Source organism: Serratia oryzae, from assembly GCF_001976145.1.
In the GTDB taxonomy this organism is placed as follows: domain Bacteria; phylum Pseudomonadota; class Gammaproteobacteria; order Enterobacterales; family Enterobacteriaceae; genus Chania; species Chania oryzae.
In genome coordinates this window covers 403,551-416,286 of record NZ_MOXD01000002.1, presented here as the reverse complement: position 1 = coordinate 416,286, position 12,736 = coordinate 403,551, and the positions used below count along the sequence as shown (strand labels likewise).

General features: G+C 55.0%; 10 protein-coding genes. 7 read left to right on the top strand and 3 right to left on the bottom strand.

Features of this window, described 5'->3' with window-relative positions; translation table 11 throughout:
• Positions 1-309: 309 nt before the first annotated feature.
• From BMI79_RS05115 to BMI79_RS05100, 3 genes are all read left to right on the top strand, one after another.
• Positions 310-1,755 carry a nucleobase:cation symporter-2 family protein gene (locus BMI79_RS05115; protein WP_076941013.1) on the top strand — a complete coding sequence of 482 codons (1,446 nt, stop codon included), beginning with the start codon at positions 310-312 and terminating at the stop codon, positions 1,753-1,755.
• Between the two features lie 54 nt (positions 1,756-1,809).
• Positions 1,810-3,957 (top strand): formate dehydrogenase subunit alpha, encoded by a 2,148-nt coding sequence (gene fdhF / locus BMI79_RS05105; RefSeq protein WP_083704367.1) that lies wholly within the window; start codon positions 1,810-1,812, stop codon positions 3,955-3,957.
• Between the two features lie 150 nt (positions 3,958-4,107).
• Positions 4,108-4,734 carry a hypothetical protein gene (locus BMI79_RS05100; protein WP_125828727.1) on the top strand — a complete coding sequence of 209 codons (627 nt, stop codon included), beginning with the start codon at positions 4,108-4,110 and terminating at the stop codon, positions 4,732-4,734.
• Between the two features lie 117 nt (positions 4,735-4,851).
• Here the strand turns inward: BMI79_RS05100 and BMI79_RS05095 are convergent, their stop codons facing one another.
• Positions 4,852-5,310, bottom strand: a complete 459-nt coding sequence (locus tag BMI79_RS05095; protein ID WP_076941004.1) for a (2Fe-2S)-binding protein — start codon at positions 5,308-5,310, stop codon at positions 4,852-4,854.
• A 79-nt stretch (positions 5,311-5,389) separates the two neighbouring features.
• Positions 5,390-8,605: a molybdopterin cofactor-binding domain-containing protein gene (locus BMI79_RS05090; protein ID WP_076941002.1), complete on the bottom strand. Its 3,216-nt coding sequence runs from the start codon at positions 8,603-8,605 to the stop codon at positions 5,390-5,392.
• Between the two features lie 46 nt (positions 8,606-8,651).
• Here BMI79_RS05090 and BMI79_RS23745 point away from each other — a divergent pair, with 46 nt between their 5' ends.
• The 4 genes from BMI79_RS23745 to BMI79_RS05075 all read left to right on the top strand — a co-directional run bounded on the left by BMI79_RS23745 (position 8,652) and on the right by BMI79_RS05075 (position 11,733).
• Positions 8,652-8,801, top strand: coding sequence for a hypothetical protein (locus BMI79_RS23745; RefSeq protein WP_158069104.1), 150 nt, complete (start codon positions 8,652-8,654; stop codon positions 8,799-8,801).
• 239 nt (positions 8,802-9,040) lie between these two features.
• A complete protein-coding gene (locus BMI79_RS05085) occupies positions 9,041-9,853 on the top strand; it encodes a MetQ/NlpA family lipoprotein (RefSeq protein WP_076941001.1) in 813 nt (270 codons plus the stop codon).
• A gap of 134 nt (positions 9,854-9,987) precedes the next feature.
• Complete coding sequence (locus tag BMI79_RS05080; protein ID WP_076940998.1) at positions 9,988-11,022, top strand: MerR family transcriptional regulator; 1,035 nt, start codon at positions 9,988-9,990, stop codon at positions 11,020-11,022.
• Positions 11,023-11,166: 144 nt separating this feature from the next.
• Positions 11,167-11,733: a GNAT family N-acetyltransferase gene (locus BMI79_RS05075; RefSeq protein WP_076940995.1), complete on the top strand. Its 567-nt coding sequence runs from the start codon at positions 11,167-11,169 to the stop codon at positions 11,731-11,733.
• 39 nt (positions 11,734-11,772) lie between these two features.
• On the opposite strand, the gene pbpG is transcribed toward BMI79_RS05075, so the two are convergent.
• A complete protein-coding gene (gene pbpG, locus BMI79_RS05070; RefSeq protein ID WP_076940993.1) occupies positions 11,773-12,702 on the bottom strand; it encodes a D-alanyl-D-alanine endopeptidase in 930 nt (309 codons plus the stop codon).
• Positions 12,703-12,736: the final 34 nt, after the last annotated feature.

The following is a 12,736-nucleotide window of genomic DNA, read 5'->3' as shown; positions in this document are numbered from 1 at the left end:
TTGTGAATTGGCTCAAAAAAACACGCCGTTCGGCGACGCGGGGCGTATCAATAAAACCGCGACAGAATCATATGGCGATCCAGAATGATTCGACTTCTCTCATTATGAGAAACCTATCATCCCTGCGTCTCCCAATCTCCCCTCCCATCGCTCCCCGGAAACGGCGCTTTCTGTGATAGTCGACTCATTTCAACAAATTTATCGCCCTAGAATAAAAAACTGGCATTCCCTAAGCATGGATATAGCGGATTTTTCATCATTTTTATTCGCTACGCGGCCCACCGTTGGATATTCAAGGAGAAGGAAATTATGAGCGCCATTGATTCTCAAGCCCCCTCGATCACTGGTAGCCCCCATGCGACAGATGAGGTAGATCGTGTCCTGCCCCCAGGAAAGCTGATTATTCTGGGGTTACAACACGTTCTGGTTATGTATGCAGGAGCCGTGGCCGTCCCACTGATGATTGGTGACCGGCTGGGTTTAAGCAAAGACACGATCGCCCTGCTGATCAGTTCCGATCTGTTTTGCTGCGGCGTGGTGACGTTACTGCAATGCATCGGTATCGGGCGGATAATGGGGATCCGTCTGCCAGTTATCATGTCGGTGACTTTCGCGGCCGTTACGCCAATGCTGGCTATCGGTATCCGTCCTGATATCGGGTTGATGGGCATTTTTGGTGCCACTATCGGTGCCGGTATTATCACCACCTTTATCGCACCGCTGATTGGCAGACTGATGCCGCTGTTCCCTCCGCTCGTGACCGGTGTGATCATTACGTCTATTGGCCTGAGCATCATGCAGGTCGGCATTGATTGGGCGGCGGGCGGTAAAGGCAACCCCGAGTATGGCAGCCCTGTCTATCTTGGCATCTCGTTTGCCGTGCTGCTGTTTATCCTGCTGGTAACCCGTTTTGCCAAGGGCTTTCTCTCCAACGTGGCGGTGCTGCTGGGGATTATCTTCGGCTTTGTTCTGTCGATGATGATGAATGAAGTCAACCTGAATGGCCTGCATGACGCTAAATGGTTCGCCATCGTCACGCCGATGGCTCTGGGAACACCGGTTTTCGATCCAGTATCGATTCTGATCATGACCGCGGTGGTGGTCATCGTGTTTATTGAGTCGATGGGGATGTTTCTCGCCCTGGGTGAAATTGTCGGACGCAAACTCTCGCCACAGGATATCGTGCGCGGCCTGCGCGTAGACGCTGTCGGCACCCTATTCGGCGGCGTGTTTAATAGTTTTCCGCATACTTCGTTTTCACAGAATATCGGGCTGGTCGGCGTCACTGGCGTTCATAGCCGCTGGGTTTGCGTGGCTTCAGGCGGCATTCTGATCACCTTCGGCATGGTGCCGAAAATGGCGATCCTGGTCGCATCCATCCCACAGTTCGTGCTGGGCGGCGCTGGGCTGGTGATGTTTGGTATGGTGCTGGCAACGGGGATCCGTATCCTAGCCCGTATCAACTATTCCACCAACCGCTATAACCTCTATATCGTCGCCATTAGCCTTGGCGTGGGCCTGACGCCAACGCTATCGCACGATTTTTTCTCGAAATTCCCGGAAGTGCTGCAACCCCTGCTGCACAGCGGGATCATGCTGGCCACCTTCAGCGCCGTGACTCTGAATCTGTTTTTCAACGGTTATAACAAGCACACTGGCCTGATTCCCGATAGCCACACCGTTAAGCGTCAGCCACGTACCGTTCGCATGTGGTTGCTGATGCGCAAGGTCAAACAGCAGCAACAGGACGAATGATACGATTCTGGTTTGCCGCAGCGTTGCTGCACCGTTACAAGGAGTGTGATTCTCATGAAAGATGTCATCACCGTATGCCCCTACTGCGCGGCCGGTTGTAAGATCAAACTGGTGACTGAAGCAGGAAAGATTGTCCGCGCCGAAGCGGCGATGGGCAAAAACAACCAGGGGACCCTGTGCCTGAAAGGCTATTATGGCTGGGATTTCATTAACGATACGCAGATCCTCACGCCACGCCTGAAAACCCCGATGATCCGCCGTCAGCGCGGCGGCAAGCTGGAGGCCGTCTCCTGGGAGGAGGCGCTCAGTTACGTTGCCACTCGCCTCAGCGCGATTAAAGAGCAGTATGGCCCGGATGCCATTCAGACCACCGGTTCTTCCCGCGGAACGGGTAACGAAACCAACTATGTGATGCAAAAATTCGCGCGCGCCGTGATTGGCACCAATAACGTCGACTGCTGCGCACGCGTCTGACACGGCCCTTCGGTTGCAGGTCTGCACCAATCGGTCGGTAATGGCGCCATGAGCAATGCCATTACAGAGATTGATCATACCGATCTGGTGTTTATCTTCGGGTATAACCCGGCAGATTCACACCCGATCGTGGCGAATCACGTGATTAACGCTAAGCGCAACGGGGCAAAAATTATTGTCTGTGATCCGCGCAAAATCGAAACCGCGCGCATCGCCGATATGCACATTGCGCTGAACAACGGCTCGAACATCGCGCTGCTCAACGCCATCGGGCAGGTGATTATTGAAGAGGATCTGTACGACAAATCCTTTGTCGCCAACCGTTCCGAGGGCTTTGAGGAGTATCGCAAAATCGTCGCGGGCTATAAGCCGGAGTCGGTGGAAGATGTCACCGGCGTCAGCGCGCAGCAAATTCGCGCCTGCGCCCGCCTGTACGCCAACGCGAAATCCGCCGTTATTCTGTGGGGCATGGGCGTGACCCAATTCTACCAGGGCGTGGAAACCGTCCGTTCGCTGACCAGCCTGGCGATCCTGACCGGTAACCTGGGCAGACCGAACGTCGGCGTAAACCCGGTTCGGGGCCAGAACAACGTGCAGGGTGCCTGCGATATGGGAGCGCTGCCGGATACCTACCCTGGGTACCAGTACGTCAAGTTCGCGGAAAACCGCGAAAAGTTCGCCGCAGCCTGGGGCGTAGACAGCCTGCCTGCGCACACCGGCTATCGCATCAGCGAACTGCCGCACCGCGTAGCACAGGGGGAAGTGCGGGCCGCCTATATCATGGGGGAAGATCCGTTACAAACCGATGCCGAACTGCCTGCCGTGCGTAAGGCGTTTGACGATATGGAGTTGGTTATCGTCCAGGATATTTTCATGACCAAAACCGCTGCAGCAGCGGATGTGATCTTGCCTTCCACCTCGTGGGGTGAGCATGAAGGGGTTTACACCGCTGCGGATCGCGGCTTCCAGCGTTTCTTTAAAGCGGTGGAACCGAAGTGGGATCTGAAAACCGACTGGCAGATTATCAGCGAAATCGCCACCCGCATGGGCTACCCAATGCACTACAACAACACTCAGGAGATCTGGGACGAGCTGCGGCACCTGTGCCCGAACTTCTACGGTGCCACCTATGAGAAAATCGGCGAGTTAGGGTATATACAGTGGCCCTGCCGCGATGAGTCCGCAGCGGATCAGGGCACCTCTTACCTGTTTAAAGAGAAATTCTCGACGCCGAACGGGCTGGCGCAGTTCTTCACCTGCGACTGGGTTGCACCAATCGACAAACTCACCGATGAATATCCGCTGGTGCTCTCCACCGTGCGCGAAGTCGGCCACTACTCCAGCCGTTCAATGACCGGCAACTGTGCGGCCCTGGCAATGCTCGCGGATGAACCAGGTTACGTGCAGATCAACACCGCCGATGCCGAACGCTTGAACATTGCCGATGAAGCGCTGGTGTGGATCAACTCGCGTAAGGGGCGCGTCATCACCCGCGCGCAGGTGAGCGATCGCCCGAACAGAGGGGCGATCTACATGACCTATCAGTGGTGGATTGGCGCCTGTAACGAACTGGTAGCGGATAACCTGAGCCCGATAACCAAAACGCCAGAGTATAAGTACTGCGCCGTTAACATTGAGAGGATTGCCGATCAGCGCGCCGCCGAACAGTATGTGGTTGAAGAGTACAACAAGCTGAAAGCCCGACTGCGCGCAAGCGCCATGGGTTAAATCACCAGGCGACGAAAAAGCGCTGGGTTGACGAAACCAACCCAGCCTACTAGCTGTCTCAGCAACGTATACATGCTCGGCAAAATTCCGCACCAGGGCGCTATCGGCGTCCAATCAATCTCTGCTAAGCCAATAATCCTGGATATATCCATGTACAGAAAATTGATGTTAACCATGATGGTCTGCTTCCTTTCCTTGGCACTAGGTGCGTGTGTAGTCAGTACTCCGCCTACCCCCTGGTTTGAGGGGGACAAAAATTGGCCCAGTGCCCATCAGGTCAACGTTGAAAGAAATGGCAAGCAAGAAAGTATCGAAATCATAGTAAACATAACCTGTGCCGACGAATCTGCGTTGTGGATATCTCTCTATGCACACAACTACAGCAGGGCAAATCACAGCGCGCGAATTCCAATAATGTACTCAAATCAGAGGGCTTATATAGAAAAGGAAAATGGAAAACGAATCATCTCCGATGCAGCGTTTTACGATGATCTCAGCTTAAAGACGGGAGACATGCCAGCTAAGCGGTGCAGTGGCACAACGTCCTCCGCAGGCAGTAGACCCGCCGTAGCCTACTCAGCATTGCAGGCAGAAACCATAAACCTGAATGGTGAACAACGAGGCATTGTCCTTCGATTTGAAACAGCACTACCCGCTCGAGGCTCGCGGTGGACTTTGCACCTTGGGCAGTTAACTGTCGATAACATCAAAATTGATATTCCAGAAAAGATCATCATTCTCAGAGGACGGGAATGGCGCACGCATCCTTTCCAATAGCCGGCCAGTGTAAACACCCTATGATACCCACAGGCTGATATTAGGGTGGATTATCAACAATAAGCCTAGGCGACCGGGGCTCCCCGGCCGCCGTTTAGCTGGGCCGGGAAACGTTCATTACGATTCCAACGCATGGTGAACTGAGTCAATAATCGGCTGATAGCCGGTGCAGCGGCAGATGTTCCCCTCCAGCGCATCCTTGAGCTGTTCATCACTCGGCTGAGGATGTTTACTCAGCAATGCGGTGGTGCTCACCAGCACACCGGGGGTACAAAACCCGCACTGCACACCGCCTTTTTCAACGAACGCCGCCTGCAGCTTTTGCGTCAGCGGATTATCGTTCAGCCCCTCCAGGGTGGTGATCTCCGCCTCATCGCACTGCCCGGCCAACACCAGACAGGAACAGACCGCATTGCCGTCCATAATCACCGTACAGGCCCCACATTCACCAATCGAACATCCCTCTTTGGTGGCAGTCAGATGCAGAGTATCGCGCACCAGATCCAACAGACGCATATTCCCCGTCACCTTGGCTTCCACCAGTTTGCCATTCACCTTCACTTTGATTGTGCTCATTATTTTTCCCATTATGCAGAACGCTACCTCGCCCTGTGATTGCCCACCCGGTTAAATGCCACGAGCGGGCACGCCAGTCTCACTTCCGACACACCTGCTGCGCCTGCGCCATCATGTCGCGGAACATACTGATAAACACCGGCTGCTTATAAGCCGCTGACCAACGTTTACCAATGGCGGCATAAATCAGCTTATCCAGCACCTCGCAGGCGCTGGCAATGGTGTCGCTCGTCAGCTTCTGGCCCTGCAAGCAGCGCTCTACGTCCAGCATACGCTGCGGCTTGCTGAACAGTGCACCATCCACCAGCCGACAGTAGCTCACGGCACCTTCGGCATCAAACTCCAGCAGCGCGGTCAGGCTCTGACGCGTAATATTCAGCGCGTTACGCCGCCCAAGCTGATGATAAAAGCCTTGCGCATTCGGCCTGGCCAGCGGTGGTAATATCACCTTGGTCAGCAATTCGTCCGGCTGACGCTGAGTTTTATATCCAGAGAGCAAAAATTCACCGAGCGACAGCGTGCGCACGCCGGTGTGGGAGCGCAACTCCACGCGCGCATCGTAGATAATGGCGGGCGGGATCGAGTCACCGCAAGGAGCGGCATTGACGATATTGCCGCCGATCGTTGCGCGGTTACGAATCTGGTACGAACCCACCGTCCGGCACGCCTGCACCAACAGCGGGAAGCGCTCACGCAGCAGAGGATGTTCGGTAATACGGTTGAAGGTCACCGCCGCACCGAGGGTGATTTCGCGGGTGTTGGGATCTTCGCTTATCTGAGTCAATTCCTTCAGACGAGAAATATCCACCAGCTTCATTGGCCGGGTCTGCAATCTCCCCTGCACGATAACGTCCGTACCACCAGCAATGGCCGTGACGCCATCATTTGCCAATAGCGCCAGCGCCTCCTCAAGGCTCTGCGGACGCATCACCGTCACGTCAGTCAGGCGCAATACCTGTTTTTTGTTTTCCGCCTCAAGCATCATTTCACTCTGGCGGGCCGGTTTTTTCAGGTTATAGCCGAGAATCACCTGCTCCAGCGTCAGCGGCAAAGTGTTGAAGCGCGTGCCCAGCGCGAAGCTGACCGCGTTATTAATTGCCGCTGCCGCCAGTTCCGTTGCGGGTTCACCGATCCCTTTCGCCCCGAGCGGCCCGGCCATATCCGGGTTCTCGACGCCAATCACCGTAATCGGCGGAATATCTTTGATGGTGGGCAGCAGATAGCTGTCGAAGTTTTCCGACTTCACCTGGCCATTTTCAATATTAAAGTCCTCCAGCAGCGCATAGCCGAACCCCTGCGCGACCCCGCCGCAAACCTGCCCGGCAAAGCCGACGGGATTGAGGACATGCCCAACGTCATGCGCGGCGGTCACATGCAACAGATCGGTCTTACCGGTACTGGTATTGACCCGCACTTCGGCTATCTGGCAACCGTAAACCCAGGTGAAATAAGGGCTACCGCACCCTTTTTCTTCATCCCAGTGGATAGGCGGCGGCACAAACCAACCATATTCAGTCAGGCTGACACTGGCCCATTTAGTGCTGTTGACCGCCGTTTTAAAATCGATGCGCTGACGTTGATCCTGCTTGTTGATGATATAGCCCCCCTGCCAGAGGGTATTGGCAAGATCCTGCGTGCCGATGCCATCGCCGACCACGCTGAGAATGCGCTGCTTGATCTTATCCGCCGCATCAAGAATAGCCCCGCCGCCAACCAAGGTCCCGCGGGTAGCTGCCGTGGAGCCGCCGTCGCCAATCACCGAGGTCGGCGGTTCACTGAAGTGGATATCCGTCAGTGCAATGCCAAAGGCCTGTGCTGCAATCAGCGACATGGTGGTTTGCAGGCCCTGGCCGTTTTCCGATACCGACGTCGAGATATTCACGCTACCGTCTTCATTGACCTGAATCAGCGCCGTCGAAGTATCAACGCCTTCCGCACCGATAGAACAACCGCGATAGCTTAACGCCAGGCCAATGCCGTAGCGGTTCACACCACCCTGTTGGTTCAACGCGTGGTAATGCTGTCGCTTAGCCATAAACTCCGCCGAGGTTGTCGCCTTTTTCAGCACTTCCACGGCCGAGACGGTATGTTTATCAAATACCTGCCCCGTCACCGAGGTATCCCCCTGACGCAGGGCGTTCTTTTCGCGCAGCGCTACCGGTGACATCTGCAGATAGTCAGCGATCTCATCCATAAAAGACTCGTTGGCGAACACCACCTGTGGAGAGCCGAAGCCACGCATCGCCGAGGTATAGCTGTTGTTGGTGTAGACCCCTGTCACCTCGATATGCACATTAGGAATGCGGTAGGGCCCCGCCGCCTGCACCGAGGAGCGCCAGGTGACGAACGGCGTCGACGCCGCATAGCCGCCACTATCGGCCAGGATATCGATCTTCATCGCCAGAATATGGCCTTCGTCATCGAAGCCGGCTTTGTACTTCATTTTGTAGGGATGACGTTTGCAGCTTTCGATGATCGATTGCTCGCGGTTATAGGCAAACTTTACCGGCAGCCCGGTCAGGCGCGTCAACAGCGCCGAACGGCATGCCAGATGGTCGATGATGTCGTCTTTACCACCGAACGATCCCCCCATTACCGCGCGTTTGACGTTAATTTGGCTCTGCGGGCACCCCATAAACTTCGCTACAAAGCTGCGCACACGATGCGGGTTCTGGATCGAACCGGAAATAATCAGGCTGCCATCGGTGGGATCCAGCCAGGTGAGGACCACTTCCGGCTCAATGTAGGCATGTTCCTGAAAACCGACTTCATATTCGCGCTCCAGCACGTGGCGGGCCTGAGCGAATCCCTGCTTAACATCACCTTTGAGGGTGTGATGATAGGCAGCAATGTTGTCGCTCCGCTCGGGGTGAATCAGGCGCGCTCCCGGAGCCAGGGCCTGCTCAACGTCGGTGATCGGCGCATAGGGCGTGTAACGCACACGGATTTTATCGGCAGCTTCGCAGGCCGCCGCATAGCTGGTCGCTGCTACCACGGCAATCACATCACCGTGAAACACCACTTCGTCTTTAATGATCGGCAGGTAGTCTTTAACGATGATCCCGACAACCGGCGTACCGGGGATATCCTGGTAGGTGGCGATCTTAACGACCCCCTCAACCGACAGTGCATCACTGAGATCAAGCTCTTCTACTTTACCGGCGGGAATATCCGCATAGCGGCAAACGCCAAATAGCATTCCCGGCAACAGGATATCATCACCGTAAACAGCAGTTCCCTTAACTTTCGCCATGCCATCTACGCGTCCTGGCAGCGCTGAACGTAACGCACACATACTATTCCCCTATTGTCATCCGTTGATGGCAAACCCGGTTTAGCCAATGCAAACGATTGCAATCGACCTCGGGCAACGCCTTCTCACCGTTAACGGATCCAATATTTATGCCAAGAATAAGATGTCTGATTTTTATGCTCTATTTTTGCTACCTCTGCCACACGGTGCTTTAATTGGCGGAGAAAAAACCCCCTAATAACTTCCCACGCCTCCTTGGCTGCCTGTTAAATTTCTCAAATTGATAAGGCGCATCTTCTCATAATAATAATCGCCGCTTTCCGCAGGCTGGCGTTTACGCCAAAAGCGAGGCAAGCCAACGCACATGCAACTTGAAGTATGAAGGGTATACTGAGTAATCGTTTGACTTCACTCTAAAGCCGCGGTTATCTATCAGCATAAAATCACTGATTTTATTGTTTTTTCAGGGAGAACTTGATGACAACAACCTGGCGTTGTGCCCCCTTGGCCGTTGCCTTATCGGCCATGCTGCTGCTATCGGGCTGCGAGCAAAAAACCGATCCAAACCATATTAAAGTCGGCGTGATTAACGGTGCCGAGCAGGATGTGGCCGAAGTTGCCAAACGGGTAGCCAAAGAGAAATTTGGCCTGGAGGTAGAACTGGTCGGTTTCAGCGGCTCGCTGCTGCCTAACGATGCCACCGATAAAGGCGAACTGGATGCCAACGTGTTCCAGCATCGGCCGTTTTTGGCCCAGCAGAATCACGATCACGGCTACAAGCTGGTCGCCGTCGGCAATACCTTTGTGTTCCCGATGGCGGGCTACTCGAAGAAAATCACCTCGCTGACAGAGCTGCAGGACGGTGCGGTGATTGCCATCCCCAACGATCCCACCAACCTCGGCCGCGCGCTGCTGCTGTTGAAAAAGGTTGGGCTGATCGATCTTAAAGAGGGCAAAGGTTTGCTGCCAACCTCATTGGATATCAGCGCCAACCCGCATAATTACCAGATCATGGAGTTGGAAGGCGCGCAGCTTCCCCATGTGCTGGACGATCCTAAAGTCGCCGTTGCGGTCATCAGCACTACCTACATCAACCAAACCGGCCTGACGCCAACCAAAGATGGCATTTTTATTGAAGATAAAGAGTCGCCGTACACCAATATCGTGGTGGCCCGCGCCGACAACAAAGACGCGCAAAACGTGCAGAACTTCGTAAAGGCCTACGAGTCCGATGAGGTAGCCAAAGCCGCAGAAAAAATCTTCAACGGCGGTGCCATAAAAGGTTGGTAACCGCACGCTTAGCCTGTTGCAGGCTCCTTGCGTGAGCCTGCACCTTCCCCAAGCCATCACTCCTGTTTCCTCTTGACCCTTACGCTACGTCAGGCTTTATATTCTTATGACCTGAAGCTGCAGGAGATAACCCAATGTTATTAAAAGTGGGCGAACTGGCGCGCCGTTCGGGAATGACCGTCAGAACGCTGCATTACTACGACAGTATTGGTTTGTTGATCCCCTCGGCACGTTCCGACGCCGGATATCGTTTGTATAACCGCGCGGATATTACCCGCCTGCACCATATTCAGGCGTTGCGCCGCATGGGAGTCACGCTGGCAGAAATCGCAGCACTCCTGGCCCGTTCCGAGCTGTCTCTGCCGGCGGTGATTGCACAGCAGATTGCCATGCTCGATCGGCAATTGGCGCAGATCACCGCACTGCGTGGCCGGTTGCAGCATATGCATGCGCAATTGGCCCTGGGCGATGAACCTGAATTAAACGACTGGCTGACAACCTTGGAGTCAATGACGATGTACGATAAATATTTTACCGCCGACGAACTGACGCAGTTACCCTTCTACCAGGCAGATGAAGCACGTAACCAGGAATGGGGAGAGATGGTCAGCAGCGTATCGGTGCTGATGGAAAGCGGCGTCAGCGCAGAAGATCCACGCGCTCAGGCCATTGCGCGCCGCTGGATGCGGTCGCTGGAGCGTGATACCGCAGGTAATCCGGCATTTCTGACCCGATTGAATACCATGCATGCTGATGAACCCCTGATGCGTGAACAAACGGGCATTACCCCGGCAATGACCGAATACATCACCCGCGCCTTTGCTGAAACCAAATTGGCAATCTACCGCAAGTATCTCGATGAGAAGGAATATGCCTACGTGCGTGCCCACTATTTTGATCGCATGCAGGAATGGCCGGGGTTGATCGCGCAATTCCAGCAGGCCATGCAAGCAGGAGTCCCTGCAGAATCGGAGCAGGTACAACGGCTGGCTGCTCAATGGCTGGAACTGTTCCGCTCCTATGCGAGCGATAACCCGGCAACCCAGATGAAAATCCGCCAGGCGATGGAACAGGAGCCGGCGCTTACTGAAGGCACCTGGCTCACTCCCACCCTGCTCGCCTACTTGCGTCAGTCGATTGCACAACTGATGTCTCGCGCTGGCAGATAACCGCCATCACTCCCCCTTTGAGTGCGCGGCCAGGCATTCAGAGGGCATTTGCTTCTAACGCTCTGCAGGTACGTATTACCGAAATGAACGTATCCCTCGTTCAACGTATAATGTGTTGATTCGTCATCACTGACAAGGATCGCTATGTCACTTGCAACCCCACCGGCCATGCTGGTTATCGCTGATGCCAGCATTGAGGATATGGCTGCCATTCAACAGATTTATGCCCATCACGTGCTGTATGGAGTGGCTTCGTTCGAAGAAACCCCGCCTTCGCGGGATGAAATGCAGGAGCGTCGCAACAAGGTACTGGCCGCTGGGTTGCCGTGGCTGGTGGCCAGACTGGACGGACACGTGGTGGGATACTGCTACGCCACGCCATATCGGCCGCGCCCGGCTTACCGCTATACGGTTGAAGATTCGGTCTATATCGCCGAAGGCCTGCAAGGACACGGCATCGGTAAGGCCCTGCTCAGCTCGTTGATTGCCCGCTGTGAGCAGGGCCCGTGGCGGCAAATGTTGGCCGTTATTGGCAATGCGCAGGGCAACGCGGGATCGCTGGCGCTGCACAGTAAACTGGGGTTCAGCAGCGTCGGCACCCTAAGTGGCGTTGGCTTTAAATTTGGTGGCTGGTTGGATACTCACATCATGCAACGCACGTTGGGTGAAGGGAGCCACACGCTTCCGGTTACTGACGTTCGGCCTGAGTAGAAAATCACCTGCCGCAGCCCGGCAGGTGATGCCGATGGCTTATTCCGTGTCGTTTTTTGCCAAACGCCCGTCTTTCTGGCGGCGATAGTCGCGCGCCGCCGCCGGGATCGGCGTTACCTTACCGGTTTCGATCCAGGTACGCAGGCGCGAAGCATCCGCAAAGTGGGTATATTTGCCAAAAGCGTCCAACACCACGAGCGACACCGAGCGGTTGCCGATCACGGTGCGCATCGCCAGGCAATGCCCGGCCTGGTTGGTAAAGCCGGTTTTGGTCAGTTGGATATTCCACTTCTGGTTATAGACCAGGTGATTGGTATTGCGGAACGGCAAGGTGTAGTTAGGATCTTTGAACGTCGCCATACGTTCAGTCGTAGTGCTCAACTGGCCGATCAGCGGATATTGTTTAGTGGCAATCAGCAACTTGGTCAGATCGCGGGCGGTGGACACATTGTGAATCGACAACCCGGTTGGCTCGACGTAATGGGTATGAGTCATGCCCAGAGATTTAGCCTTGGCGTTCATCGCCTTGATAAAGGCGTTATAGCCACCTGGGTAATGATGCGCCAAGCTGGCGGCGGCGCGGTTTTCTGACGACATCAACGCCAGCAGCAGCATTTCCTTGCGGCTGATTTCACTGTTCAGGCGCACGCGTGAATACACCCCTTTCATCTCCGGCGTATGGCTGATATCCACGGCCAGCATTTCATCCAGCGGCAAATGCGCATCCAGCGTTACCATCGCAGTCATCAGCTTGGTGATCGAGGCGATCGGTACGACTTCATCCGGGTTACGTGCATAGAGCACCTTATGGCTCTGCATATCCACCACCATCGCACTGCCGGAAGCCAGCTCAGGCTGGGTCGCGTGCGCGGCAACCTTTTTCTCACTGGCTAGCGCCCGCGGCACTTGGCCAATGCCCGTTTGCAAAGCGAGCAGGGTTAGAACCAAAACACGGATTTTCACATGCATTACTCTTCACGGAGAAAGGGGAAACCTAATGCGT

Bases quoted from the DNA above. Each gene is read 5' to 3' on its own strand.
- BMI79_RS23745 (WP_158069104.1), top strand. From the start codon at position 8,652: ATGCAAACGATTGCAATCGACCTCGGGCAACGCCTTCTCACCGTTAAC.
- BMI79_RS05075 (WP_076940995.1), top strand. From the start codon at position 11,167: ATGTCACTTGCAACCCCACCGGCCATGCTGGTTATCGCTGATGCCAGC.
- BMI79_RS05080 (WP_076940998.1), top strand. From the start codon at position 9,988: ATGTTATTAAAAGTGGGCGAACTGGCGCGCCGTTCGGGAATGACCGTC.
- BMI79_RS05090 (WP_076941002.1), bottom strand. From the start codon at position 8,605: ATGTGTGCGTTACGTTCAGCGCTGCCAGGACGCGTAGATGGCATGGCG.
- BMI79_RS05095 (WP_076941004.1), bottom strand. From the start codon at position 5,310: ATGAGCACAATCAAAGTGAAGGTGAATGGCAAACTGGTGGAAGCCAAG.
- BMI79_RS05085 (WP_076941001.1), top strand. From the start codon at position 9,041: ATGACAACAACCTGGCGTTGTGCCCCCTTGGCCGTTGCCTTATCGGCC.
- BMI79_RS05100 (WP_125828727.1), top strand. From the start codon at position 4,108: ATGTACAGAAAATTGATGTTAACCATGATGGTCTGCTTCCTTTCCTTG.
- pbpG (WP_076940993.1), bottom strand. From the start codon at position 12,702: ATGCATGTGAAAATCCGTGTTTTGGTTCTAACCCTGCTCGCTTTGCAA.
- BMI79_RS05115 (WP_076941013.1), top strand. From the start codon at position 310: ATGAGCGCCATTGATTCTCAAGCCCCCTCGATCACTGGTAGCCCCCAT.